At 71.6% G+C, this 24,218-nt stretch carries 21 protein-coding genes; 12 read left to right on the forward strand and 9 right to left on the reverse strand.

Annotated elements, in window-relative coordinates; all coding sequences use genetic code 11:
- Nucleotides 1-71: 71 nt before the first annotated feature.
- A complete protein-coding gene (locus ACWGIU_RS04035; protein WP_405437061.1) occupies nt 72-605 on the reverse strand; it encodes a flavoprotein in 534 nt (177 codons plus the stop codon).
- Nucleotides 606-718: 113 nt separating this feature from the next.
- Between ACWGIU_RS04035 and ACWGIU_RS04040 the strand changes: the two genes are divergently transcribed.
- The 5 genes from ACWGIU_RS04040 to tgmC all read left to right on the forward strand — a co-directional run bounded on the left by ACWGIU_RS04040 (nt 719) and on the right by tgmC (nt 5,001).
- On the forward strand, nt 719-1,894 hold the full coding sequence (locus tag ACWGIU_RS04040; RefSeq protein ID WP_453702171.1) for a helix-turn-helix domain-containing protein: 1,176 nt from the start codon (nt 719-721) through the stop codon (nt 1,892-1,894).
- Between the two features lie 84 nt (nt 1,895-1,978).
- On the forward strand, nt 1,979-2,284 hold the full coding sequence (locus ACWGIU_RS04045) for a DUF6415 family natural product biosynthesis protein (RefSeq protein ID WP_453702173.1): 306 nt from the start codon (nt 1,979-1,981) through the stop codon (nt 2,282-2,284).
- A 325-nt stretch (nt 2,285-2,609) separates the two neighbouring features.
- The gene (tgmA, locus tag ACWGIU_RS04050) at nt 2,610-2,873 is read left to right on the forward strand and encodes a putative ATP-grasp-modified RiPP (protein WP_453702175.1); all 264 of its coding nucleotides are present in this window, start codon (nt 2,610-2,612) and stop codon (nt 2,871-2,873) included.
- Nucleotides 2,873-3,838, forward strand: a complete 966-nt coding sequence (gene tgmB / locus ACWGIU_RS04055) for an ATP-grasp ribosomal peptide maturase (RefSeq protein WP_453702177.1) — start codon at nt 2,873-2,875, stop codon at nt 3,836-3,838. The genes tgmA and tgmB overlap by 1 nt, the downstream gene beginning before the upstream one ends.
- Nucleotides 3,835-5,001, forward strand: coding sequence for an ATP-grasp peptide maturase system methyltransferase (gene tgmC / locus ACWGIU_RS04060; RefSeq protein ID WP_453702179.1), 1,167 nt, complete (start codon nt 3,835-3,837; stop codon nt 4,999-5,001). The genes tgmB and tgmC overlap by 4 nt, the downstream gene beginning before the upstream one ends.
- Before the next feature lie 210 nt (nt 5,002-5,211).
- On the opposite strand, the gene ACWGIU_RS04065 is transcribed toward tgmC, so the two are convergent.
- On the reverse strand, nt 5,212-7,053 hold the full coding sequence (locus ACWGIU_RS04065) for an AMP-dependent synthetase/ligase (RefSeq protein ID WP_453702180.1): 1,842 nt from the start codon (nt 7,051-7,053) through the stop codon (nt 5,212-5,214).
- 85 nt (nt 7,054-7,138) lie between these two features.
- Between ACWGIU_RS04065 and ACWGIU_RS04070 the strand changes: the two genes are divergently transcribed.
- The 5 genes from ACWGIU_RS04070 (at nt 7,139) to ACWGIU_RS04090 (ending at nt 13,351) form a co-directional block, all read left to right on the forward strand.
- Nucleotides 7,139-7,879 carry a MerR family transcriptional regulator gene (locus tag ACWGIU_RS04070; RefSeq protein ID WP_453702182.1) on the forward strand — a complete coding sequence of 247 codons (741 nt, stop codon included), beginning with the start codon at nt 7,139-7,141 and terminating at the stop codon, nt 7,877-7,879.
- A gap of 168 nt (nt 7,880-8,047) precedes the next feature.
- Nucleotides 8,048-8,875: an FAD binding domain-containing protein gene (locus tag ACWGIU_RS04075; protein WP_453702184.1), complete on the forward strand. Its 828-nt coding sequence runs from the start codon at nt 8,048-8,050 to the stop codon at nt 8,873-8,875.
- On the forward strand, nt 8,872-11,598 hold the full coding sequence (locus ACWGIU_RS04080; protein ID WP_453702186.1) for a molybdopterin-dependent oxidoreductase: 2,727 nt from the start codon (nt 8,872-8,874) through the stop codon (nt 11,596-11,598). Before ACWGIU_RS04075 ends, ACWGIU_RS04080 begins: the two co-directional genes overlap by 4 nt.
- Nucleotides 11,595-12,566, forward strand: coding sequence for an antibiotic biosynthesis monooxygenase (locus ACWGIU_RS04085; RefSeq protein WP_453702188.1), 972 nt, complete (start codon nt 11,595-11,597; stop codon nt 12,564-12,566). Before ACWGIU_RS04080 ends, ACWGIU_RS04085 begins: the two co-directional genes overlap by 4 nt.
- 113 nt (nt 12,567-12,679) lie before the next feature.
- On the forward strand, nt 12,680-13,351 hold the full coding sequence (locus ACWGIU_RS04090; RefSeq protein ID WP_453702190.1) for a maltokinase N-terminal cap-like domain-containing protein: 672 nt from the start codon (nt 12,680-12,682) through the stop codon (nt 13,349-13,351).
- A 49-nt stretch (nt 13,352-13,400) separates the two neighbouring features.
- On the opposite strand, the gene ACWGIU_RS04095 is transcribed toward ACWGIU_RS04090, so the two are convergent.
- From ACWGIU_RS04095 to ACWGIU_RS04115, 5 genes are all read right to left on the reverse strand, one after another.
- Nucleotides 13,401-15,572 (reverse strand): 3-hydroxyacyl-CoA dehydrogenase NAD-binding domain-containing protein, encoded by a 2,172-nt coding sequence (locus ACWGIU_RS04095; protein ID WP_453702192.1) that lies wholly within the window; start codon nt 15,570-15,572, stop codon nt 13,401-13,403.
- Nucleotides 15,573-15,623: 51 nt separating this feature from the next.
- Nucleotides 15,624-16,838 carry an acetyl-CoA C-acetyltransferase gene (locus ACWGIU_RS04100; RefSeq protein WP_453702193.1) on the reverse strand — a complete coding sequence of 405 codons (1,215 nt, stop codon included), beginning with the start codon at nt 16,836-16,838 and terminating at the stop codon, nt 15,624-15,626.
- A 91-nt stretch (nt 16,839-16,929) separates the two neighbouring features.
- A complete protein-coding gene (locus ACWGIU_RS04105; RefSeq protein ID WP_453702195.1) occupies nt 16,930-18,072 on the reverse strand; it encodes an acyl-CoA dehydrogenase family protein in 1,143 nt (380 codons plus the stop codon).
- A 9-nt stretch (nt 18,073-18,081) separates the two neighbouring features.
- The gene (locus tag ACWGIU_RS04110; protein WP_453702197.1) at nt 18,082-19,107 is read right to left on the reverse strand and encodes an LLM class F420-dependent oxidoreductase; all 1,026 of its coding nucleotides are present in this window, start codon (nt 19,105-19,107) and stop codon (nt 18,082-18,084) included.
- Entirely contained in the window at nt 19,107-20,258 is a 1,152-nt protein-coding gene (locus tag ACWGIU_RS04115; RefSeq protein WP_453702199.1) for a CaiB/BaiF CoA transferase family protein, read from the reverse strand. The genes ACWGIU_RS04110 and ACWGIU_RS04115 overlap by 1 nt, the downstream gene beginning before the upstream one ends.
- Before the next feature lie 275 nt (nt 20,259-20,533).
- Between ACWGIU_RS04115 and ACWGIU_RS04120 the strand changes: the two genes are divergently transcribed.
- Entirely contained in the window at nt 20,534-21,733 is a 1,200-nt protein-coding gene (locus tag ACWGIU_RS04120) for a saccharopine dehydrogenase family protein (protein ID WP_453702201.1), read from the forward strand.
- 147 nt (nt 21,734-21,880) lie between these two features.
- Here ACWGIU_RS04120 and ACWGIU_RS04125 read toward each other — a convergent pair whose 3' ends face one another.
- A complete protein-coding gene (locus ACWGIU_RS04125) occupies nt 21,881-22,558 on the reverse strand; it encodes an endonuclease V (RefSeq protein ID WP_453702203.1) in 678 nt (225 codons plus the stop codon).
- Nucleotides 22,559-22,584: 26 nt separating this feature from the next.
- Between ACWGIU_RS04125 and ACWGIU_RS04130 the strand changes: the two genes are divergently transcribed.
- A complete protein-coding gene (locus ACWGIU_RS04130; RefSeq protein ID WP_453702205.1) occupies nt 22,585-22,884 on the forward strand; it encodes a YciI family protein in 300 nt (99 codons plus the stop codon).
- 145 nt (nt 22,885-23,029) lie between these two features.
- Here ACWGIU_RS04130 and ACWGIU_RS04135 read toward each other — a convergent pair whose 3' ends face one another.
- Nucleotides 23,030-24,109, reverse strand: a complete 1,080-nt coding sequence (locus tag ACWGIU_RS04135; RefSeq protein WP_453702207.1) for a WD40/YVTN/BNR-like repeat-containing protein — start codon at nt 24,107-24,109, stop codon at nt 23,030-23,032.
- Nucleotides 24,110-24,218: the final 109 nt, after the last annotated feature.

Raw genomic sequence — 24,218 nt, forward strand, 5'->3', positions numbered from 1 at the left:
CCCGCCCACCGCACCGGGGCGTGTACGACTCATCCGGGACGCGGGGCGCTTTTGTATGCCCCGGGGCCCGCCTACCGGCCGAACTCGTCGATCGCGTCCAACGCCACGCCCCACGGGTACGGCCGCTTCTCCCCGGGGGCGTTCGGCTCGAACCCGGCCGGCCCGTACAGCACCGCCACGCCCATTTCCCGCAGCTCCTCCAAGGACCGGTCCAGGGCTCGGTGTCGGGCGTAGGCCGAGTTCACGCACGGCATTACGGCCATGGGGATCTCCTTGCCGATGCCTTCGGCCACGACCCCGACGACGAATCGGTCCGTGAGGCCGAGCGCCCACGCGTTCACCGTGTTGAAGGTGGCTGGGGCGACGAGGATCGCGTCCGCCATCGGCCACACGTCGGGGTCTCCGGGCCTTTTGTAGCTACTCCGGACCGGGTGCCCGGTCAGCGCGGCCAGCCCCGGCAGGCTGTCCTTCAGCCAGTCGGCAGCCGTCGGTGTCAGGCCGAGGCACACGTCCCAGCCGCGCCGCTGAGCCTCCTCCACCACCCCGGCGATCTCGAAGACGGGCGGGGCGGCCGAGCAGAGCAGGTACAGAGTCCTCGTCGTCATGGCGCCCGAGCCTATGCAATCGCCCCGATGCGTGTGGAATCGGGGGCGAAGGCAGATCTGGCGCACCGTGCGCGGGTACGGTCCATGACGACGAGTCTTGGACGGAGAGCCGTATGCCCGCACCCGACGACGACCACACCGGATCCCGGATTCGGGAGCAGCGGCGCCTTGCCCGCCTGACGCAGCGCGAGTTGGCCGACCGCATCCCCTACAGCCTCAGCCTCCTGAGCCAGGTCGAGTGCGGGGCGCGCGCCGCCACCCCGGGTCTTGTGGCGGCCGTGGCGCACGCGCTGCGGGTGGACTCGTCCAAGCTGACAGGACCCCCCGCTGTGACCGCACTTCCCGCCGATCGGCTGCTCGCGTTGGTCGCCCCGATCCGGGAAGCACTCGACCGGTACGACCTCGGGCCGAACCCCGGCCTGGCCGACGTCCGACCGGTGCCGGAGCTGATTGCCGAGGCAGACACCCTGTGTCAGCAGGTGCGGGCCACGCATCTCCGCGCAGCAGGGAAGGCCCTGCCGCGCCTGATCCTGGAGCTGACGCACACCGTCTGCACGGCGTCGGCAACACCGGCGTGGCAGGCCCTCGCATCGGCGTACCGGACGGCGCACGACGTGGCGTTGAAGCTCGATCACCCGGATCTCGCGCGCGTCGCCCTGGACCGGATGGGCTGGGCGGCAGGCCGCGCGTCAGACCCGTGCCTGGAGGCCGTGCAGCGGTACAAGCGGGCGACGCTGTGGCGGTGTGCCACGTCCGCACAGCTGATCACGTCGGGGCAGGCCCTGCTCGCCGGGGAGACGAGCCGCGAGGCCCTTGCCGTGACCGGGCAACTTCACCTCGGGCTGGCTACGGTGGCCGCGAAGGACCAGGACCGGGCCGCCGTGGAAGCGCATCTTGCCGCCGCCCGGGAGCTCGCGGATCGCGTCGGTGGAGAATCGGGCGACGTGCACTGGCTGAGTTTCGGGCGGGCCAACGTCCGGCTGCACGAGCTCGGTACGTCGATCGTGCTGCGCGACTTCGACGAGGCCCTCGGCCGGGCCCGCGGGCTGAAGCTGCCGGCGTCGACGCTGACGTCGCGGCGGGCCCGGTATCTCGTGGACCGGGCGCTGGTGGAGATGGAGGCCGGCTCGGCGAAGACGTCGCTGGCGTATCTGGCGGAGGCCAGGAAGGTGGCTCCGGAGCAGACTCGGCATCTGCCGGGCACCCGGGCCACGATTCGGGGGCTGGTGCACATGTCGCGACGGGCCCCCGAAGGGCTGGGCGGGATGGCTCGCTGGATCGGGGTGTAGCACTCACAAATCTGTGAGTAATCCTCCTCTGCCGCGGCGTCAGGCTGGTGTCACCACCCGCTGACGACGGCAGGGAGAACCAGCATGGCGGCCACCCGCGGCGACCTCGATACGGTCGCCGAGCTCGTGAAACGCGCGCTCGTCCCGTACAACCGCAAGGCGGACGAGGTCGACATCGAGGTACTCGTCGAACGGCTCCTGGACTGCGGCATCCTGCTCCTCACCGAGGTCGTCGACCTCGACGGAGCAGCGGCCCCCCTGGCCGACTGGCACGAGCTCACGAGCGCAGGCTCGGGCGACGGGCCGCTGGCGCGGTGGAACTACGCCCGCGGCCTGGCCAGGACCCTGCGTCGAATGCTCCAGCTGATGCCCGCGGCGGCCTCTCGGTGAGCGGGGGCGTCGAGTACTGCGTGTACTGCGACCAGCGCGTTGCCGCTGTGCCCGCGAATCGGGCGGGCCCCGACTTCTCCGCCTCCGGGGTCCGGCCTCCGATGTACGCGCACCCCGGCTGTGGACACGGCCGCGCGTACCGCCCCGGCCCGCACGCCCAGCCAAAGACACTGGCGGCCGGCCGATGAGCGAGCTCGGCCGTCAGGCCCTGTACGTCGCCATCGTGGTCGGCGCGCTCGCCGTGATCGTCGTCGGCACTGCCCGCTGAACCCCGGCCCGTGAAAAGACGGGCCGGCACCTTCCCGCACTCAACCCAGGGAGTCCCATGTTCTTCACGTCCTCTGCACCGACCATCCCTTGGGGCAGCAGCCGCCTCGCGCCCTACGGCACCACTGTGAGCCTCCCGCACGCCTCCGTCAGTGTCGATCCCGCCACCCAGCTCGGCGTCTTCCGCGACCGGGTCGGGCAGCTTGTCGAGATGGGTCAGCACGGCACCAGCTGCGCCACGGGCACCACAACCTCGACCAGCCCCGACGGGGGGCCGGGCACGAGCGACCAGGGCAGCGACCAGGACAGCCAGCAGGACTGATGCGTATCACCGAGAAGAGGCCGGTCCTGGTAGTCACCGAGGCCGACGACGTCACCGCCGACATGGTCATCACCGAACTCAACCGGCGGTGCACGCCAGTGGTCAGGTTCAACCCCGCTGACATCGGCGACGGCCTGACGGTCTCGGCTCGGTACGGCAGCCGCCCGCCCCACGCGGCCGGGCGGCTGCTCACGCCGTCCCGAGAGGCCGATCCGGAAGACGTGCGGTCTGTGTACTGGCGTCGGCCGACCTGGCCCGCCTTCGCGGACCTGAGCCCCGACGATGCCCGGTTCGCCGCCGCCCAGACCCGGTACGGGCTCGGTGGTGTCCTGCACGCGCTCGACCGCCCGCTGTGGGTGAACCACCCGCTCCGAAACGCCGAGGCGGACCACAAGCCCCATCAACTGGCCCTTGCACACCGCCTCGGCCTCGCCGTGCCGCCCACCCTCATCACGAACGACCCGCACGAAGCACGCCAGTTCGTCGCGGATCACGCCGAGGTGATCCACAAGACGTTACGGGCGACTTCCTACCGGCGCAACGGCGTCCCCCTCGTGTCGTGGGCGGAGCCGGTCGCCGCAGACGAGATCGACGACCGGATCCGCGCCGTCCCGCACCTCTTCCAGGCACGCGTCGACAAAGTGTGCGACGTCCGCGTCCTGGTTGCGGGCCGCCAGGTCTTCTCCGTACGCATCGACTCCGAACTCCTGGACTGGCGGCGGGACTACTCTGCCCTGACGTACTCGGTCATCACCCTGTCCGCCCCTCTGGAGACGGCCCTGCGTGCCTTCCTCGACGCCTTCAGCCTCGTGTCGGGAAGCTTCGACCTCGCAGTCGACCGCGCCGGAACCCACTGGCTGCTGGAGCTAAATCCGAATGGCCAGTGGGGCTGGCTGGAGGAGCACACCGGGCTCCCCATGGCAGCCGCTTTCGCCGACCTGCTCGCACAAGGAGAAATCCCTTGATCGATACCAGCCACGATCGGCAGGCTCTCGCCGACAGGCTCGAAACGATGGGTGCCATCCGTTCCCCGGCATGGCGGAAGGCCGTCGAAGACGTCCCCCGTGAGGCGTTCCTGAACCCCGGCGTCTTCCTCCCTGTCGGTGGGGGACTCTGGCAGCCCGTGACCGCCGCCGACGCGGGCCCCACGGAGTGGGCCCGGATCGCGTACACCGATGATTCCCTCGTCACGCAGCTCGATGGGCACCTCACCGCCGACCAGGCCCCCGGCCCGGTACCGGGCATCCCAAGCTCGTCATCCACGATCCCGTGGCTCGTCCTGGAGATGATCGAGGACCTGGAGGTTGAGGACGGGCAGCGCGTACTGGAGATCGGCACGGGCACCGGGTACTCCACTGCCCTGCTGTGCCATCGTCTGGGCGAGGACAGCGTCACCACGATAGAGGTGGATCCTGGGGTCGCCGCCCGCGCGGACGTCGCCCTGGAAGGCACTGGGTTCTCCACCTGGACCGTCACGGGGGATGGCCTCCTCGGCCTACCCCGTCGTGCCCCTTACGACAGGGTGATCGCCACGTGCGGGGTCCGGCGCATCCCCTACACGTGGGTCCGGCAGACCCGCCCCGGCGGCGTCGTTCTCGCCACCATCGGGTCACTGGCAACCGGGACCGGCCTCGCCAAGGTCATGGTGCAAGGCGACGGGACGGCCGAGGGGCGGTTCGTCTCTCACACCAGCTTCATGCAGGCACGCTCTCAGGCCGTCACGCCGATCGCCGGCGACCTGTCCTCCCGTGTGGCGTATCCCGGTTCCGAGCGGCGAGCATCAGTAGCCCCGACCGACCTCGACAAGCCGATGCAGGCCGTATTGGCCCACCTGGCGGCACCGTCCGCGCAGGTGCTGCGGGCCTGGTCCAGCAATGGCGCGCCGCTCTTCTACGTCTTCGACCCGGACCGGGAGTCGTTCGCCGAGTTGGTGAACGAGGGCGGGGAGTGGCTGGTTCGCCAGGGTGGTCCCGTCTCCTTGTGGGACAACATCGAGCGGGCACTCATCGGGTGGCACCGCATGGGCCGGCCCGGCATCGGGGAGGTGCGCCTACGGGTGACCGAGCGGTCGCACGCGTATTGGATCGAGGGTTCGGCAGATCTGCATTGGGAGCACCCGCTCTGCTGACCAAGCAGGCCAGCGACTCGCCCGCCGCTCTCCCACCAGTGGCCGGGCGCAACGACGCCCCGACCCGACGTCTCCGCAGAGACCCGGGCCGGGGTGTCGCCTTGTCCGGCTTCTCTGTCCGGCCACTACCCGCTGATCGGCCGCCAGGTACCGGCACCCCGGTCCGGTGGGCGGAAGGTGCTCACCGCACCGGGGCGTCGGCGTCCCGGTTCACGCGCTCTCGTACGGCTCCTCGTACAGGCCGTCGATCAGTGCGCCGTACTTGTCGCGGACCACCCGGCGGCGGAGCTTGAGCGAGGGGGTGAGCTCCCCGGTCTCCGGGCCCCACTCCTCGGTCAGCAGCCGGTACCGCTTGATCTGCTCGGTCCGGTTGAGCCGCGCGTTGGCCGCGTCCACCGCACGGGCGATCTCCTCCCGGACGCCGGGGTGCGCGGCGAGGGCGGACGGGGAAGCGGCCTCGATGCCCCGGGCCGCCGCCCAGACCGGGGCCAGCTCCGGGTCCAGGACCAGCAGGGCGACGAGGTACGAGCGGCCGTCGCCGTGCACCAGGGCCTGGCCGATCAGCGGGTGCTCCTTCACCGTGTTCTCCACCAGGGCCGGCGAGACGTTCTTGCCGTTCGAGGTGATGATCAGCTCCTTCTTACGGTCGGTCAGCCAGAGGTACCCGTCCTCGTCGAGCCGGCCGATGTCCCCCGTCGGGAACCAGCCCTCGTCGTCGCAGGCGCTCTCCAGCGAGCCGTCCGGCCGCAGGTAGCCGCCGAACACGGTCGCCCCGCGGGTGAGGATCTCCCCGTCCTCGGCCAGTTTCAGCTCCAGCCCCTCGATCGCGCGGCCCACCGAGCCGAGCCGGAAGCCGTCCGGGCTGTTGACCGTGCACACGCCCGAGGTCTCGGTGAGCCCCCAGGCGTCCATGATGGTGATGCCCCAGCCGGCCCAGAAGCGGACCACGTCGATCGGCATCGGCGCGGTGGCGCTGGCCGTCCACATCAAACGGTCCATGCCCGCCAGCCCCAGCAGCGGGTCCAGCACCTGCTCCTTGGCCCCGGCGTACGAGGCTTCGAGCGCGGCCGGCACCTCCTCGCCGCGCTCCCGGTGCCCGGCCCGGGCGCGGGCCAGGTCGTTCGCGGCCTCGATGGCCGTGCGCTGCTCCTCGGGGAGCCGCGCGAGGACCGCGCGGACCGAGGCGGCGAGCTTCTCCCACACCCGGGGCACGCCGAAGAACTGCACCGGGTGCAGCTCACGGACCGCCCCCGACACGGCGGCGGGGTCGGCGCACAGCCGGACGTGCGAGGCCCGCAGCAGCGGCAGGTAGATCCCGAGGACCCGCTCGGCTATGTGCGCGAAGGGCAGGTAGCAGATGTGCTCGGCGTGCTCGGGCAGGTCCACGTGCCGGTCGAGGCGGACCGCCTGGAGCATGAGGTTGCGGTGGGTCAGCCGCACGCCCTTGGGGTCGCCGGTGGTGCCGGAGGTGTAGACGACGGTCAGCGGGTCCTCGGGGAGGATCTCCCGCCAGGCCTTCTCGAAGTCGTCGCCGCGGTGGAGCCGGGCCCCGCCGGCGTACAGGGAGCCGTAGGTGGAGTGCCCGCCGGCCTCGGCGGCCTCGGCGACGACGAGACGCTCCAGGGGGACGCCGGCATCGGCCAGCAGGGGCTCCCACCGCAGGAGTTCACGGGCGCCCTCGACCACGGCGACCCGGGCCCGGCTGTGGCGGGCGATGTGGGCGATCTGCTCGGGCGCGGAGGTCCCGTACACGGTGACGGGTACGGCGCCGAGGTGGACGAGGGCGAGGTCGCTGAGCCAGTGCTCGGGGCGGTTGCCCATCATCATCAGCACGTGATCGCCGCGCTCGACGCCGAGGGCGGCGTACCCGGCGGCGAGGACGGCGACCTTGCTGCGCACCTCGCCCCAGGTCAGCGTCGTCCATTCGGCGGCCTCGGGGCCGGCCCGCCACGAGAGGGCGGGGAGTTCCCCGTACTCTGCGGCGTTGCGGGCCAGCAGGGCCGGCAGGGTGATCTCTTCGGGTCGTCCGGGCAGTCGCAGGTTCGTGGTCATGGGCAGCTCCTGGCCGTTTCACATCGTTGGTGCGACAGCAATACTGTTGAACCCAAGCTGTGGAGCAGAGAGCGAGGCGCAGACGATGGCCGACCAGGCACCCGAGCCGATGCTCACCGTCGACGAGCTGGCGGCCCGGGCGGGCGTCACCGTGCGCACCGTTCGTTTCTACAGCACCCGCGGGCTTTTGCCCCCTCCCGTGATCGGCCCTCGTCGGGTGGGGCACTACGGGCCGGAACACCTGTCCCGGCTGGCACTGATCGAGGAGCTCCAGCACCAGGGCATGACCCTGTCCGCCATCGAGCGCTACCTGGACGCGCTGCCCGACGACCTGAGCGCCCATGACCTGGCGATCCACCGGGCGATGGTGGCCAGTTGGGCTCCGGACGCGGCGCAGGACGTATCGCGGGAGGAGCTGGAGAAGCGGGCGGGACGGAGCCTGTCGGACACCGATGTCCGGCGGCTGACGGCGATGAACGTGCTCGCCGTCTCGGGGGACGGGTTCCGGGTGGACGTGGGCCTGCTGCGGCTGGGGGTCGCGCTGCTCGACGTACCGATCGCCCACGAGACGATCCTGGCGGCGCGCCGGGTGCTCATGGAGCACACCCGCTCGGCGGCCCACGAACTGACGGCCCTGTTCCGCGACGAGGTGTGGGGGCCGTTCACGGAGGGCGAGAGCGATCCGGAGCGGGTGGAGTCCATGAAGGCGCTGTCGGCGCACATGCAGCCGATGGTGGTCCAGGCGCTGGTGACGGCCTTCCAGCGGTCCCTGCGCGAGGAATTGCGGGCGGCGTTCGTCTCCGGCGGGGCACCCGGCGGGCCATAGCCGCAGACCTGAACCCTGCTTTGGCGGGGCAGGCCCGTTCTCAGTACGCTGGAAGGGAGTCTTTTGCGCCCGCCGGCCCTTGCTCTGAGCGGGTCGGCCCCAGCGGCCCCAGCGGATTCTGCCGCTCAAGGCGGCGCACACCCCTGCACGTAACGGGCAGGTGTTCTCATGGACCTCAACACCATCAGCGAAGTCGTCCGGCGACCGTCCGAGCGGCCGGGCGCCGACTGGCGCGAGGACGATGCCTGGCTCGCCGGCGGGACGTGGCTGTTCTCCGCCGAGCAGCCGGGCCTGCGCCGCCTGGTCGACCTGACGGCCCTGGGCTGGGATCCCCTCGTGCCGAGCGGCGCGGGCCTGGAGATCGGCGCCACGTGCACCATCCGGGACCTGTACGCCCTCACGCCTCCGGCCGACTGGACCGCGGGCCCTCTCTTCGCCCAGAGCTGCGAGGCGTTCCTGTCGTCGTTCAAGGTCTGGAACTCGGCGACCGTCGGCGGAAACATCTGTATGTCCCTGCCGGCCGGTCCCATGATCACGCTCACGGTCGCGCTCGAGGCCGAGTACGAGCTGTGGGCCACCGACGGGTCCGTGCGCACCGTCGACGCTCTCGACTTCGTGACCGGGAACAACCGGAACATCCTCGCTCCCGGGGAGATCCTGCGGCGCATCCGCGTTCCGGCGCGCGCCCTGCGCAGGCGCACCGCCCACCGCCTCTTCACGCTGACCCACCTGGGCCGTTCGACGGTCTTCCTCGTCGGTACGCAGACGCCGGGAACGAGCGACCTGCTGCTCACCGTCACCGCCGGCACCACTCGCCCGGTGCGCTTCGCCTTCGAGACCGTGCCCGATGCCCGCACCCTGCAGCAGAGCATCAACGCCATCCCCGCCGACGTCTGGTTCGCCGACCCGAACGGAACCCCGGACCATCGCCACCACCTCACCCTGCACTTCGCCGAAGAGATCCGCCACGAACTCATGGCCGGGGGCCCGGCATGACCTACTCCGTGAACGGCAGGAGCTTCTCCGAGCAACCGGACCCCGGCCAGTGCCTGCGGACGTTCCTGCGCGCGCTCGGCCACTTCGGCGTCAAGAAGGGCTGCGACGCCGGCGACTGCGGCGCGTGCACCGTGTGGCTGGACGGCACTCCGGTCCACAGCTGCATCACCCCCGCCTTCCGCGCGGAGGGCCATGAGGTGACCACGATCGAGGGTCTCGGGTCGCCCGGCGACCTGCATCCCGCGCAGCGCCGGTTCCGGGACGCCCCGGGATTCCAGTGCGGGTTCTGCACCGCAGGGATGATCATGACCTCGGCGACGTTCACCGAGGCCCAGAAGGCGGACCTGCCCCGGGCGTTGAAGGGAAATCTCTGCCGTTGCACCGGCTACCGGGCGATCGAGGACGCGGTGAAGGGCGTCGCCGGTGTGCAGAGCGCCGCGCCGGGACGGGCCGTCGGAACGAACGTCGGGGCGCCGGCGGCCGACGACGTGGTGACCGGTCTCGCCGAATTCACGATGGACACCCGCATGGAAGGGATGCTGCACCTCAAAGTGCTGCGTTCGCCGCACGCGCACGCCCGCATCGTCTCGATCGACAAGACCGCCGCGCTGGCGGTCCCCGGCGTGCATCGCGTCTATACCTGGGAGGACGTGCCGCGCAAACGCTTCACCACGGCGATCCACACCGACCACCTCGTCGATCCGGACGACACCTACATCCTCGACCGCACGGTCCGCTTCGTCGGCCAGCGCGTCGTCGCGGTGCTCGCGGACACGGTCGGGGCGGCCGAGGAGGGCTGCCGGAAGGTGGCCGTGGAGTACGAGGTGCTGCCGGCGGTCTTCGACCCGGAGGAGGCCATGGCCGACGGGGCTCCGCAACTGCACGGCTCGGAGGACCCGTTCGCCCGCGACTACGTCCACAACCTCCTCCTGGAGATCCACTCGCACATCGGCGACGTCGACGCGGGCTTCGCCGCGGCCGACGTGATCCACGAAGGCACGTACTTCTCACCGCGCGTGCAGCACGCGCACCTGGAGACCCACGGTTCGATCGCCTGGATGGAGGACGGGCGGCTGAACGTCCGCACCAGTTCTCAGTCTCCTTCGATCGCGAAGGTCAAGCTGGCCTACCTGTTCGCGCTGCGCCCGGACCAGCTCCGCGTGTTCTGCAAGCGCGTCGGCGGCGGTTTCGGCGGCAAGCAGGAGGTCATCTCGGAGGACCTGGCCGCTCTCGCCGCCCTCGACACCGGCCGGCCTGTCTGCTTCGAGTACACGCGCGAGGAGGAGTTCACCACGGCTTCGCCCCGGCATCCGATGAAGCTGACGGTCAAGCTGGGAGCGAAGGCCGACGGCACGCTCACCGCCTTCCAGGTCCGCAACCTGTCGAACACGGGCGCCTACGGCAACCACGGTGGCGAGACCCTGTACGCGGGCGGCTCCGCCGTCATGATCTACCGCTGCCCCAACAAGAAGTACGACGCCTTCTCCGTCTACACGAACACCGTTCCGAGCGGCGCCCTGCGCGGTTACGGAATGACCCAGCCGGCCTTCGCCGTGGAATCGGCGATGGACGAACTGGCCCTCGCCCTGCACATGGATCCGCTCGAACTGCGACGCCGCAACATCGTGCGCCCGGGCGAGCCGCCCGTCGCCCTGCACGACGGGCCCGACGACGTGGTGTTCCAGGAGGACGGGCTCGGCAAGTGCATCGACCTCGTGGCCGGCGAGCTGGCCCGTACGGCCGACCAGCCCTCCCCCGGCCCCGGCTGGCTCGTCGGGGTCGGCGTCGCGAGTTCCATGCACGAGACCGCGCCCCCGACCGAGCACGTCTCCGAGGCCTGGCTCACGCTCGGCGACGACCTCGTGTACGAGCTGGCCGTCGGCACCGTCGAATTCGGGGAGGGCACGTCGACCGCGCACGTCCAGATCGCGGCCAACCAGCTGGGTACGACGCCGTCGCGGATCCGCCTGGTGCAGTCCGACACCGACCGCACGGGATTCGACACCGGCGCCTTCGCGAGTGCCGGACTCTTCGTGGCGGGCAACGCGGTCCTCCGGGCGGCCAATGCGGTGCGCGACCGCATCCTGGACTTCGCCGCCACGCACACGGGTGTCCACGTCGTGATGTGCTCGATGGACGACGACGGCGTCGTCTGCGGGGACGAGCGCGTCTCGCTGGCCACGCTCGTCGCCGAGGCCCGGGCGCGCGGCATCCGGTTCACGGCCGCCCGCAAGGCGTACGGCTCGCCCCGCAGCATCACCTCCAACACGCAGGGCTTCCGCATCGCCGTTCACCAAGTGACGGGTGAGATCCGTGTCCTGTACAGCGTCCAGGCGACCGACGCCGGTGTGCTCATCAACCCGCAACAGGTCCGGGGACAGGTGGAGGGCGGTGTCGCCCAGGGCATCGGCTTCGCGCTGACCGAGAACTTCCAGATCGACGCGGACGGCGTCATGGCCAACCCGAACCTCCGCAACTACCGCATCCCCACCTACGCCGACGTGCCGCGCACCGACGTGCTCCTGGTGGGCTCGTCGGACTCCGTCGGGGCCATGGGGTCGAAGGGGATGGCGGAGTGCTGCATCAACCCGGTGGCCCCCGCGCTCGCGAACGCGCTCCGCGACGCCACGGGAGTGCGCTACCGCGAGTTGCCCCTCACTCCGGAACGGATCTACGGCCGGCTCGTCGAGAGCCAGTCGGCGCGGACGGGCACGCGACGATGACGGCCGAACGGCAGACGGACAACGCGGCGACGGTCATCCTCGGCCGGAGGGTCCGCCCCGGCATGGACCGGGAGTACGAGAAGTGGCAGGACGAAGTCAACGCCGCGGCCGCCCGGTACGCCGGACACCTCGGCGTCCAGGTGTCCCCGCCGACCGCCGTACAACCCGACTGGGTGATCGTCTACCGGTTCGACTCGGTGGCCCACCTGCAGGCCTGGATGAACGGCGCGACCCGGCAACGGCTCCTCGACGCCGGCGAGCCGTACTTCGACGGTCCCGCGACCCAGCAGGTGATCAGCGGTGGCACGCAGCCGACGGACCCGCTGGTGACCGTGGTGGTGACCCATCGCGTCCGCCCCGACCACGTCGACGACTTCCTCGCATGGCAGCGCCACATGAGCCAGGAGGAGAGCAAGTTCGAAGGGTTTCGCGGCACCGAGATCTTCCGCCCCATCGAAGGCATTCAGGACGAGTGGACCACCCTGTACCGCTATGACAACGCCGAACACCTGGACGCGTGGCTGACGTCGGCGAAGCGGCGGGAGATGCTCGCCGAGGGGGAGAGGTTCAACGACTTCAAACTGCGCACGATCGACAACTCGTTCGGCAGTTGGTTCGCCTTCGAGGAGAACGGCAAGGAAGCGGCGCCGCCCTCGGAGACCAAGACCGCCATCGCGGTCTGGGTCGGTCTCTACCCGACCGTCGTGATACTGAGCCTCGTCCTGCATCCGCTGGGCATGCCGCTCTGGTTCGGACTGCTCGTGGGCAACCTGCTGTCGAGCTTCATCATGAGCTTCTTCACGATGCCCCACTACGTGAACCGGCTGCTCAAGCGGTGGCTGTGGCCCTCAACGGACGAACCGCCCGCCAGGACCAACCTCGTCGGCGGCGCCGTCGTCGCCGCGCTGCTCGTGTTCTGGGTCGTCGTCTTCTACCTCGTGACGGAGGTGTTCTGGACGCTGCCCTGACGCGGGGCGGCCGGTTCGCGAGCGCGGCGACGAAGCCGGGGCGGGCCGCCCTGGCCGTGAAGTGGCTGCGGACCGGTCCTCAGGGGCCGGGTGGGGCCGGGTAGGTTCGTGCCATGGCCGTCATCCACCACACCACGCTGACCCCGACCAAACTGGAACTCCTCGCCGACTGGCTCCCGTCGCGGCCCTGGTACCACGGGGGTACGGGCACCGCCGGTCTCGCCAGGGCGGGCGGGTTCCGGCTCGACGACCCCGAGGACGTGGTCGGCATCGAGTTCATGGTCGTCACCGACGGTTCCGGGGACGAGCCCGTCGCCTACCTGGTCCCGCTCACCTACCGCGGGGCCCCGCTGGCGGGCGCCGAGGACGGGCTGGTCGGCACCCTGATGCACGGGACGCTGGGCAGGCGCTGGGTCTACGACGGCGCCCACGACCTCGTCCTGGTCGAGCAGTTGCTGGCCCTGTTGGCGGGCCGCACCACGGCGCAGGCCCAGAGCGAGAGCGACACCCCCGACCCGACGGTGGAGGTCCGCGCCGGACGGAGGGGCGTACCGGCGCCCCCGGCCGGTCCCGGGAAGGTGTCCGACACCGCCGAAGCCACCGTCATCGGGGTGGGCCCGGCCGGTCGACCGGAACCCCTCTACGACCTCACGCTGACCCGGGTACTGCGTCCGGGTCCCACCACCGCGGACGGCGTCCGGGGGCAGGTGCTGGCCCGGTGGACCGCCCCGGACGGCTCCGAGGAGCGCGGGGTGTTCGCGTTCCTGAGCGACCCCGGCCGCTGAGCCGGAGGCGTCCCGGGCCCGCTCGCGTACGGACCCGGGACGGCCGTGCTCAGTCCGTGTACGTCTCGCCGCGCTCGGCCTTCGCGATCAGCGAGGCCGGCGGGGTGAAGCGCTCGCCGTACTGGGCCGCCAGCTCACGGGCACGGGCCACGAAGCCGGGCAGGCCCCCCTCGTAGCCGTTGATGTACTGGATCACGCCACCGGTCCAGGCCGGGAAGCCGATGCCCATGATGGAGCCGATGTTGGCGTCGGCGATCGAGGTGAGCACGCCCTCGTCGAGGCAGCGGACGGTGTCCAGGGCCTCGGAGAAGAGCATCCGCTCCTTCATGTCCTCGAACGGGACGTCGACCTCCGGCTTGGTGAAGTGCTCGCGCAGCCCCGGCCAGAGGCGGGCGCGCTTGCCCGCCTCGTCGTACTCGTAGAAGCCGGCCCCGCCGCTGCGCCCGGGGCGCCCGAACTCGTCCACCATACGGTCGATGACCGCGTCGGCGGGGTGCTCGGCCCACGCCTTGCCCTCGGCCTCGAAGGCCTTGCGCGTCTCGTTGCGGATCTTGCGCGGCAGGGTGAGGGTGAGCTCGTCCATCAGGGAGAGCACCTTGGCCGGGTAACCGGCCTGGGCGGCGGCCTGTTCGATCGAGGCGGGCTCGACGCCCTCGCCGACCATCGCCACGCCCTCGTTGATGAACTGGCCGATGACGCGCGAGGTGAAGAAGCCGCGCGAGTCGTTGACCACGATCGGCGTCTTGTTGATCTGGCGGACCAGGTCGAAGGCGCGGGCGATGGCCTCGTCGCCGGTCCGCTCCCCCTTGATGATCTCCACGAGCGGCATCTTGTCGACGGGTGAGAAGAAGTGCAGGCCGATGAAGTCGACCGGCCGCGAAACGCCCTCCGCGAGGCCCGTGATGGGCAGCGTGGAGGTGTTGGAGCACAGCAGCGCGTCCGGCTCGATGACGTCCTGGATCTCCTGGAACACCTTGTGCTTGAGGGAGGTGTCCTCGAAGACGGCCTCGATGACGGCGTCGCAGCCCGCGAGGTCGGCCGCGTCGGCGGTCGGGGTGATCCGGGCGAGCAGCTCGGCGCGCTTGGCCTCGGTGGTCCGGCCCCGGGAGAGCGCCTTGTCGAGCAGCTTCTCGGAGTACGCCTTGCCCTTGGCGGCGGCCTCGGCGGTGACGTCCTTCAGGACCACCTCGATGCCCGCGCGGGCGCAGGAGTAGGCGATGCCCGCGCCCATCATCCCGGCGCCGAGGACGGCGACCTTGCGGACCTTGCGCGGCTCGATCCCCTGCGGACGGCTGCGGCCCGCGTTGACGGCCTGGAGGTCGAAGAAGAACGCCTGGATCATGTTCTTGGCGGTCTGCCCGGTGACGAGCTCGGTGAAGTAGCGGGCCTCGATGGTCAGCGCGGTCTCGAAGTCCACCTGGGAGCCCTCGACGGCGCAGGCCAGGATGTTGCGCGGCGCCGGGTACGGGGCCCCGTTCAGCTGCTTCTTCAGATTGGCCGGGAAGGCCGGGAGGTTGGCGGCGAACCTCGGGTTGGAGGGCGTACCGCCCGGGATCTTGTAGCCGGGTACGTCCCAGGGCTGCTTCGACTCGGGGTTCGCGTCGATGAAGGCGCGGGCCTTGGTCAGCATCTCCTCGGGGGTGGCGGCCAGTTCGTGCACGAGGCCGTTGTCCAAGGCGCGCTGCGGGGTGTACTGGGTTCCCTGGAGCAGCACCTTGAGCAGCGCGTCGGCGATGCCCATCAGGCGCACGGTACGGGTGACACCGCCACCGGCGGGGAGCAGGCCGAGGGTGACCTCGGGCAGGCCGATCTTGGAGCCGGGCGCGTCGAGGGCGACGCGGTGGTGGGAGGCGAGAGCGATCTCGTAACCACCGCCGAGGGCAGCGCCGTTGATGGCGGCGACGACGGGCTTGCCGAGGGTCTCGATCCGGCGCAGCGAGCGCTTGATCTCGGTGCCGGTGTCGAAGGCGATCCGGGCGTGCTCGGGGCGGAGCCGGATCATGTCCTTGAGGTCGCCGCCCGCGAAGAAGGTCTTCTTGGCGGAGGTGAAGATGATCCCGCGGATGGAGTCCTTCTCGGCCTCGGCGCGGTCGGCGATGGCCGCGATGGAGTCCTTGAAGGCCTGGTTCATCGTGTTGGCGGACTGGTTGGGGTCGTCGAGGATCAGGGTGACGACGCCGGTCTCGTCCTGTTCCCAGCGGATCGTGGTGGACTCGCTCATGGTCACTGCTTTCGTTTCGGAAGGTCCGGTGGGCAGGGGGAACAGGGCGGATCAGAGGCGTTCGACGATGGTGGCGACGCCCATGCCGCCGCCGACGCAGAGGGTGACGAGCCCGTAGCGCTTGTCCTGGCGCTCCAGCTCGTCGACGATCGTGCCGAGGATCATCGCGCCGGTGGCGCCGAGCGGGTGGCCGAGCGCGATCGCGCCGCCGTTGACGTTGACCTTGTCGAGGGAGAGGCCCATGTCCTTGACGAAGCGCAGGACGACGCCCGCGAAGGCCTCGTTGATCTCGACCAGGTCGATGTCGTCGATGGTCAGCCCGGCCTTGGCGAGGGCCTTGCGGGTGGCGGGGGCGGGGCCGGTGAGCATGATGGTGGGCTCGGAGCCGGAGACGGCCGCCGAGACGATCCGGGCGCGCGGGGTCAGCCCGTTGCGCTCGCCCGCCTCGCGGGAGCCGATGGCGACGAGCGAGGCGCCGTCGACGATGCCGGAGGAGTTGCCCGCGTGGTGGACGTGGTCGATCTTCTCGACCCAGTGGTACTTCTGCAGCGCGACCGCGTCGAAGCCGCCGAGCTCGCCGATGTCCGCGAAGGAGGGCTTCAGTTTGGCGAGGGTGTCGGCGGTGGTGCCGGGACGGACGAACTCGTCGTGGTCCAGGACGATCAGGCCGTTGCGGTCGGTGACCGGGACCACGGACTTCACGAAGCGGCCGTCCTTGATGGCCGCGGCGGCACGCTCCTGCGACAGGGCCGCGTACTCGTCCACGTCGCGCCGGGAGAAGCCCTCGATGGTGGCGATCAGGTCGGCGCCGATGCCCTGCGGGACGAAGCCGGTGTCCCAGTTGGTCATCGGGTCGGCGAACCAGGCGCCACCGTCGGAGGCCATGGGGACGCGGGACATGGACTCCACCCCGCCGGCGAGGACCAGGTCCTCCCAGCCGGAGCGGACCTTCGCGGCGGCCAGGTTGACGGCTTCCAGACCGGAGGCGCAGAAGCGGTTCTCCTGTACGCCGGCCACGGTGTCCGGGAGGCCGGCGGCGATGGCCGCGACACGGGCGATGTCGGAGCCCTGGTCGCCGACCGGGCCGACGACACCGAGCACGATGTCGTCGATGGTGGCGGGGTCCAGGCCGGGGTTGCGCTCGCGCAGGGCGTCGATAAGTCCGACGACCAGGTCGATCGGCTTGGTGCCGTGCAGGGCGCCATTGGCCTTGCCGCGGCCGCGCGGGGTGCGGATCGCGTCGTATACGTAAGCTTCGGTGCTCACTGGTCAAGCCTTTCGGAGGTGTCCAGGGGGGAGGTGTCCGGGAGGAGGTGTCCGGGGGAAGGTGTGTCCGGGGGAAGGTGTCCGGGGAAGATCAGCCGAGCAGGGAACGGCCGATGATCTCCTTCATGATCTCGGTCGTGCCGCCGTAGATGGTCTGTATGCGGCCGTCGGTGAAGGCCCGGGCGACCCGGTATTCGGTCATGTAGCCGTAGCCGCCGTGGAGTTGGAGGCAGCGGTCGGCGACGCGCTTCTGCAGCTCTGTGGCCCACCACTTGGCCATGGAGGCGTGCACGTGGTCCAGTTCGCCGTTCGTGTGGTCCGTGATGCAGCGGTCGAGGAAGGTCCGGGTGACGGCGACCTCGGTGGCCATCTCCGCGATCTCGAACCGGATGTGCTGCAGTTTGGCCAGCGGACGGCCGAAGGCCTCCCGCTCCTTCACGTACTGGGTGGTGATCTCCAGCAGGTGCTCGGCGGCCGCGATGCCGGCCATCGCGATGCCCATCCGTTCCTGCGCGAGATTGGTCATCAGGTGGAGGAACGCGCCGTTCAGCTCGCCGAGCAGGTTCTCCTTCGGGACGCGTACGTCGTTGAAGAACAGCTCGGCGGTGTCCTGGGACTTCTGGCCGATCTTGTCGAGGTTACGGCCGCGCTCGAACCCCTCCGCGCCGCGCTCGACGACCAGCAACGACAGGCCGTGCGCCCCGCCCTCGGGGGTGGTCCTCGCGACCACGATCACCAGGTCGGCCAGGATGCCGTTGGAGATGAAGGTCTTGGAGCCGTTCAGCACCCAGTGGTCGCCGTGGTCCTCGGCGGTGGTCCGGATCCCCTGGAGGTCGGAGCCGGCGCCCGGCTCGGTCATCGCGATGGCGGTGATGGTCTCCCCGGAGCAGAAGCCGGGCAGCCAGCGGCGCTTCTGCTCCTCGGTGGCGAGCGAGGTCAGGTAGGGCCCGATGATGTCGTTGTGCAGCCCGATGGCCAGCCCGGGGGCGCCCGCGCGGGTGAACTCCTCGGCGATCACGGCGGCGTAGCGGAAGTCGGTGTTCCCGCCGCCGCCGTACTCCTCCGGTACGGCGAGGCCCAGCAGCCCCTGCCGTCCCGCGGCCCGCCACGCCTCGCGGCTGACGATGCCGTCCTTCTCCCACTGCTCGTAGTGCGGCAGCACCTCCTTGCTGAGGAAGGTGCGTACGGTCTCGCGGAACGCCTCGTGGTCGGCGTCGAAGATGCGTCGTTGCATCGGGTCCCCCTAGAGCCAGCTCTTGACGGTTTCGATCAGCTTGGCCGGGTCGGGGCCGACCGGCGTGACATTGAGCATGGTGACGCCCGCCGCACGGAAGGCCTCGACGCGCTCGCGTACGTAGCCCTCGGGCCCGCACAGCGTCATCAGCTCACAGAATTCGTCCGGGACGGCGGCAGCGGCGTCGCGCTTGCGCCCGGCGAGATACAGCTCCTGGATCCGGCGAGCCTCTTCCTCGTATCCGTAGGCGACGGCCAGGTCGTTGTAGAAGTTCTTGCCGACCGCGCCCATCCCGCCGACGTACAGCGCGATCTGCGGGCGCGCGAGCTCCCGCACGGCGGCCGCGTCCGGGCCGATGGCGAGCAGGCCGCCCGCGACGGTCTGCAGCGGGCCGAGCTCCGGCGACCGCTTGGCCGCGCCCTCGGCGAGCGGGCCGCCCCACACCGCGGCGGCCTTCTCGGGGATGAAGAGCGTGGGGAGCCAGCCGTCGGCGATCTCGGCGGTCAGCCGGACGTTGGCGGGGCCGAGCGAGGCGATGTGGACGGGGATGGCGGGACGGACCGGCCGGGTGAGGATCTTCAGCGGCTTGCCGTGCCGGCCGCCCTTCTCGGGCGGCAGCGGCATGTCGGTGATGCCGTGGTGGTCGATCGTCTCGCGCCGCCAGATGCGCCGACACAGCTCGACCGTCTCGCGGGTCCGGCCGAGCGGCTTGTCGTACGGCATCCCGTGCCAGCCCTCGACGACCTGCGGGCCCGACGCGCCGAGGCCCAGCAGCGCCCGGCCGCCGGAGAGCGCGTCCAGGCCGGCGGCGGTCTGCGCGATGAGGCCGGGGGTGCGCGAGTAGACGTTGAGGATGGCCGAGCCGATCTTCAGCCGCTCGGTGCGGGCGGCGAGATAGCCCATGATCGTCGGGGAGTCGAACCCCCAGGCCTCGGCCACCCATACGGCGTCGAGCCCGGCCGACTCCAGCGCGGCGGCCTGGTCGGCGGCCCGGCGCGGGTCTCCGGCGTAGTCGAGCATCATGGACAGTTCCATCAGTTCTCCTTCCCGAGCAGGGCCGGTACGTCCCAGTCGGCCGCGACCGACGCGGTGTGCGCACCCGGCTGCGCCGGTCCTGTGGTGAGGGCGCCCGGGGTCGTCGAGAAGCGCGGCGCGGGCGCGGGCTGGACGATCCCGCCGAAGTCGTGGAAGGTGCCGCGGGCGGCGAGGTGCGGGTGGTCCGGGGCCTCGCGCAGCGAGAGCACGGGCGCCACGCAGGCGTCGCTCCCCTCGAAGACGGCCGTCCACTCCGCGCGCGTACGCATCCTGAAGCGCGCGGCGACCGCCTCCCGCAGTTCGCCCCAGCGGGCGAGGTCCTTGCGGGCCGGGGCGTGGTCCTGGATGCCCAGGAGCCCCACGAAGGTGTCGTAGAACTGCTGCTCCAGCGCGCCGACCGCCATGTACCGGCCGTCGGAGGTCTCGTAGGTGCCGTAGAAGGGGCAGCCGCCGTCGAGGAGGTTGGCCCCGCGACGGTCCTGCCAGCCGCCCGCCGCCATCATTCCGTGGATCATGGCGGTGAGGTGGGCGGTGCCGTCGACGATGGCCGCATCGACGACCTGGCCGGTGCCGGTGGCGCGGGCGTGGTGGAGGGCGGCGAGGACCCCGATGACCAGGTAGAGCGAGCCGCCCGCGTAGTCCCCGACCAGGTTGGCGGGTACGGCCGGGGGCTCTCCCGGGTTCCCGATCATGCCGAGGGCGCCGGTCACGGCGATGTACGCGATGTCGTGCCCGGCGGTCTCGGCGAGCGGGCCGTCCTGGCCCCAGCCGGTCATCCGGCCGTAGACGAGCTTCGGATTGCGGGCGAGGCACTGGGCCGGTCCGACCCCGAGGCGCTCGGCGACCCCCGGCCGGAATCCCTCGACGAGCACGTCGGCCCGCTCGACCAGGTCCAGGACGCGGGCGGGCCCGTCGGCGGACTTGAGGTCGAGCAGGACGGACCGTTTGCCGCGGTTGGTGATGTCGTAGGCCGGATCGACCGCGAGCCCGCCGCCGCCGGGGCGGTCCACCCGTACGACGTCGGCGCCCAGGTCGGCGAGGAGCATGGTGGCGAACGGCCCGGGGCCGATGCCCGCCAGTTCGACGACGCGCACCCCCGCGAGCGGGCCGGGCCCGCTCGCCTCCCGGTTCCCGTTCCCTGTCACTGCCATCGGGCCCCCAGCGGCTCTGGTGTGCATGGTGTTCGTGGTGTGTGGTGTGCGGCCGTGACCGGCTGTGTGACACAACTGATGTAACACCAGTGATGCTAGGAACGTGTTCCATCGAACACAAGCCCCCAGGCGGGGCTCCCGGCGGATCACCCGGCCGCCCGGGTGTCCGGCTCCATGCGCTGCTCTCTCCGGGTACGGCGCGCCCTACCCGCTCGTACCGGCGGCCGGACATCACGCTAGCCTCGGCCACCGACACCCCCTGGGAGGAGCCGTTCATGAACGCAACTGTCCCGCACGACCGGCCGGAACGCGCCTACGACGTCGTACTGTTCGGTGCCACCGGGTTCGTGGGCGCGCTCACCGCCGAGTACCTCGCCGCGAACGCACCCGCCGGCTGCCGGTGGGCCCTCGCCGGCCGGGACTCCTCGAAGCTGGAGCGGCTGCGCGACCGGCTGGCCTCGATCGACCCGGCATGTGCGCGGCTGCCGCTGCTGCGGTCCGACGCCCAGGACCCCGCGGCCGTGCGCGAGCTGGCCGCGTCCACCCGGGTGCTGGCCACGACGGTGGGACCGTACGTCTGGTACGGGGCGGAGCTCGTGGCCGCCTGCGCCGAGGCGGGCACGGACTACGTGGACCTCACCGGCGAGCCGGAGTTCGTGGACCGCATGTACGTCGAGCACGACGCACGGGCCCGGGAGACCGGGGCACGGATCGTGCACGCCTGCGGCTTCGACTCGATCCCGGCCGATCTCGGGGCGTACTTCACGGTCCGGCAGCTGCCGCGGGGGGTCCCGCTGGCGGTCGACGGGTTCGTGCGGTCCAACGCCTTCTTCTCCGGCGGCACCCTGGCCTCCGCGCTGACCGCGCTGAGCCGCGGCCCGCAGACCCTGGCCGCGGCGCGGGAGCGCCGGCTGCACGAGCCGCGGCTGCTGGGGCGGCGGGCGCGCGGGCCGGTGGGGGCACCACGCTTCAGCCGGGAGACCGGCACCTGGGCGATGCCGCTGCCCTCGCTGGACCCGCGCGTCGTGGCCCGGTCGGCGGCCGCGCTGGAGCGGTACGGCCCGGACTTCCGCTACCGGCACTACGCCTCCGTCAAGCACCTGCCCGTCGCGGTGGGAGGTACGGCGGCGCTGGGCGCGACGGTGGCCCTGTCCCAGGTGCCGCCGGCCCGGCGCTGGCTGATGAACCGCTGGGAACCGGGCCGGGGGCCGGACGCGGAACGCCGCGCGCGCAGCTGGTTCACCGTGCGGTTCGTGGGCAAGGGCGGCGGGCGGCGCGTGCTGACCGAGGTGGCGGGTGGCGACCCCGGCTACGGGGAGACGGCGAAGATGCTGGCCGAGTCGGCGCTCTGCCTGGCCCACGACGCCCTGCCGAAGGTGGCCGGGCAGCTGACGACAGCCGTGGCGATGGGCGACGCCCTGATCGCCCGCCTCCAGAAGGCGGGGATCACCTTCCGGGTGGTGGACGCCCGCTGACGGGCGAACGCCCGCCGGTCGGGTACAAGCGGACCGAGTGCGAGCGGACCGGGCGCACGCCGACCGGGCGCACGCCGACCGGGCGCACGCCGACCGGGCGCAGGCCGACCGGGCGCACGCGGACCGGGCGCACGCGGACCGGGTGATTCAGGAGGCCTCCCGCAGGGCCCTGCGGCACAGGGAGTCGGCGTGGCGGGTCGTCTCGGGGATCCGGAAGCGGGGGCTCAGGGCCAGGGCGTGCGCGCAGGCGTTGTCCAGCGAGACCCGGTGTCCTACGGACACGTAGACCGGCTTGATCCGGTCCTGCGTGCGCAGCGCCCGCCCGACCTCGGTCCCGTCGGCCGCGAGCAGCGCGGCGGCGGCGCCCCGCCGGGCGCCCGGTTCCTCGTAGGTGAAGGTGAACGGGTTCTTCGCGACGCCGATGGCCGGGAGTCCGGTGACCACCCCGAGGTGGCAGGCGAGGCCGAAGCCACGGGGGTGCGCGAGGCCGTAGCCGTCGCATACGACGAGGCCGGGCCCTGTCTTCAAGGAGTCGAGGGCGGCCAGTACGGTCGGCAGCTCGCGGAAGGCGAGCAGCCCGGGTACGTAGGGGAAGCTGACGTGCCCGACGGCGGTGGCCTCCTCGACGACCTCCAGGGTGGCGGCGTCGAGTACCACGGCCGCGGCGGCGACCAGGTCGCGCGCGTCGTCGTAGGCGACGTCCACTCCCGTGACCAAGCCGCGGCCGGGTGGCGGGCCGGGCTCGGTGAGCACGACCTGATGCCGTAGTTCGTCCTGTATCGCCCGGGCCTCGGCCTCGTCGGCGGGGGTCTTCGCACTCGTCATGATGGAGCGAGAGTAGCCTGGCGATCATGTTCGTCATGGAGCTCACCTACACCGCACCCGTCGAGTCCGTCGAAGAGCAGATGGACGCTCACATCGCCTGGCTGGACGGCTACTACGCCAGCGGCGTCTTCCTCGCGTCGGGGCGCAAGGTCCCGCGCGACGGCGGCGTGATCCTGGCCGGCGGTGTGTCCCGGGCCGAGATCGAACGGATCGCGGCCGAGGACCCCTTCACGGTGGCGGGCGTCTGCACCTACACCGTCACCGAGTTCATCGCCACGAAGACCTCGGCGGACCTGGCGACGGTGCGGGAGAACCCGGTCGCGTAGCCCGCGCCGGGGACGCGCGGGGACACGCGGCCCGACCCGGCCGCCGCCCCCGGCCCCGCCGTCCGGCCCGCTCCGCGGGCGCCACCCGGGCATGGACCTCGTCACCGCCGCGGAGCCCCCGGCCCCGCCCGCCGCGGCCGGCTGATCAGCGCCGCCGTTCCAGCCGCGCCACCCGTCCCTTCTCCCCCGCCGCCCAGCATCCGGTGTCCGCCGCGCAGTCGACCGTGTCGAAGGACCCCGTCTCCAGGGTCCGCCAGCCGCGGCCCCCGTCCGTGGTCACATCGGTGCCCGTGGGCCCCACCGCGAGGGCGGTCCCTCCGCTGTACGGGAACCAGGCCGCGCCCGAGCGGTAGGCCGGCGGCGGTGTCGCGGCCTGGCGCCAGGTGCGTCCCCCGTCGGCGGACACGGCCGTGGCTTGCGGGGAGGCCTGCCCGGTGCGGTAGTCACCGCCGACCGCGAGTCCCCTCGTACGGTCCCGGAAGGCGAGGGCGAAGACCCCGCGCGCCGGATCGCCCGCCGGGACGGTGGATTCGGCGGCCTTCCAGGTCAGGCCGCGGTCCGCGGAGTGCAGTACCCGGGCCTGCGCCCCGCCGCCGGTGGCCAGCCAGACATCACGCGGGCCGGAGCTCACCAGACATTGGCCGCTCGCGGCGAAGCCCGCCTCGCCCGGCAGCGCTTCGGGCATGCCTTCGCTCGGCAGGACCCGCCAGTTCCGTCCGCCGTCGTCGGTGGCCAGGATGCGGAACTTCCCGTCCACCGGATCGCTCATGGCCAGGCCGTGCCGGGCGTCGAAGAAGGTGAGGCAGTCGTAGAAGGCGCGCGGGTCGGGATTGCGGAAGGCTTCGGTCCAGGTGGCTCCGCCGTCCTCGGTGCGCAGCACCCGGGAGGCCTCGCCCTCTCCGATGGACAGGGCCACCGCATGCCGCGCGTCGAAAGCCTCGATGTCGCGGAACTCCAGTGCCTCCGCGACCGCGCCGGGCGGCGACACGTCACGCCAGCTGCGGCCGCCGTCCACCGTGCGCAGCACGGTCCCCTTGGCACCGGCCACCCAGGCCGTGGTCCGGGTGACCGCCGCCAGCCCGCGGAACCGTACGTCGTCCCTCCCGGTGTCCTTCAGGGCCCAGCCGGCGCCGCGTAAGTCCTGTGTCACCGGGGCCGGGTCGGGGGCCGCGGAAGCCTGGGCGGGGGCGGCCAGTACCCCCACGACCAGGGCTGACGCGCACATGCCGATGCCGAGTTCCAGAAGTCTCATGGCGCCGGAAGCTAACGCACCCCGGATACGCCGTCCAGAGCGCCTTCCGGCCCTCCGTCGCCGCCCCTGCCTCCGCCCCCGT

The sequence above is a fragment of the Streptomyces sp. NPDC054840 genome (assembly GCF_053611065.1).

Coding starts and splice junctions, on each gene's coding strand:
- ACWGIU_RS04035 (WP_405437061.1), bottom strand. CDS start 605: ATGACGACGAGGACTCTGTACCTGCTCTGCTCGGCCGCCCCGCCCGTC.
- ACWGIU_RS04040 (WP_453702171.1), top strand. CDS start 719: ATGCCCGCACCCGACGACGACCACACCGGATCCCGGATTCGGGAGCAG.
- ACWGIU_RS04045 (WP_453702173.1), top strand. CDS start 1,979: ATGGCGGCCACCCGCGGCGACCTCGATACGGTCGCCGAGCTCGTGAAA.
- tgmA (WP_453702175.1), top strand. CDS start 2,610: ATGTTCTTCACGTCCTCTGCACCGACCATCCCTTGGGGCAGCAGCCGC.
- tgmB (WP_453702177.1), top strand. CDS start 2,873: ATGCGTATCACCGAGAAGAGGCCGGTCCTGGTAGTCACCGAGGCCGAC.
- ACWGIU_RS04065 (WP_453702180.1), bottom strand. CDS start 7,053: ATGACCACGAACCTGCGACTGCCCGGACGACCCGAAGAGATCACCCTG.
- ACWGIU_RS04070 (WP_453702182.1), top strand. CDS start 7,139: ATGGCCGACCAGGCACCCGAGCCGATGCTCACCGTCGACGAGCTGGCG.
- ACWGIU_RS04075 (WP_453702184.1), top strand. CDS start 8,048: ATGGACCTCAACACCATCAGCGAAGTCGTCCGGCGACCGTCCGAGCGG.
- ACWGIU_RS04080 (WP_453702186.1), top strand. CDS start 8,872: ATGACCTACTCCGTGAACGGCAGGAGCTTCTCCGAGCAACCGGACCCC.
- ACWGIU_RS04085 (WP_453702188.1), top strand. CDS start 11,595: ATGACGGCCGAACGGCAGACGGACAACGCGGCGACGGTCATCCTCGGC.
- ACWGIU_RS04090 (WP_453702190.1), top strand. CDS start 12,680: ATGGCCGTCATCCACCACACCACGCTGACCCCGACCAAACTGGAACTC.
- ACWGIU_RS04095 (WP_453702192.1), bottom strand. CDS start 15,572: ATGAGCGAGTCCACCACGATCCGCTGGGAACAGGACGAGACCGGCGTC.
- ACWGIU_RS04105 (WP_453702195.1), bottom strand. CDS start 18,072: ATGCAACGACGCATCTTCGACGCCGACCACGAGGCGTTCCGCGAGACC.
- ACWGIU_RS04110 (WP_453702197.1), bottom strand. CDS start 19,107: ATGGAACTGTCCATGATGCTCGACTACGCCGGAGACCCGCGCCGGGCC.
- ACWGIU_RS04115 (WP_453702199.1), bottom strand. CDS start 20,258: ATGGCAGTGACAGGGAACGGGAACCGGGAGGCGAGCGGGCCCGGCCCG.
- ACWGIU_RS04120 (WP_453702201.1), top strand. CDS start 20,534: ATGAACGCAACTGTCCCGCACGACCGGCCGGAACGCGCCTACGACGTC.
- ACWGIU_RS04125 (WP_453702203.1), bottom strand. CDS start 22,558: ATGACGAGTGCGAAGACCCCCGCCGACGAGGCCGAGGCCCGGGCGATA.
- ACWGIU_RS04130 (WP_453702205.1), top strand. CDS start 22,585: ATGTTCGTCATGGAGCTCACCTACACCGCACCCGTCGAGTCCGTCGAA.
- ACWGIU_RS04135 (WP_453702207.1), bottom strand. CDS start 24,109: ATGTGCGCGTCAGCCCTGGTCGTGGGGGTACTGGCCGCCCCCGCCCAG.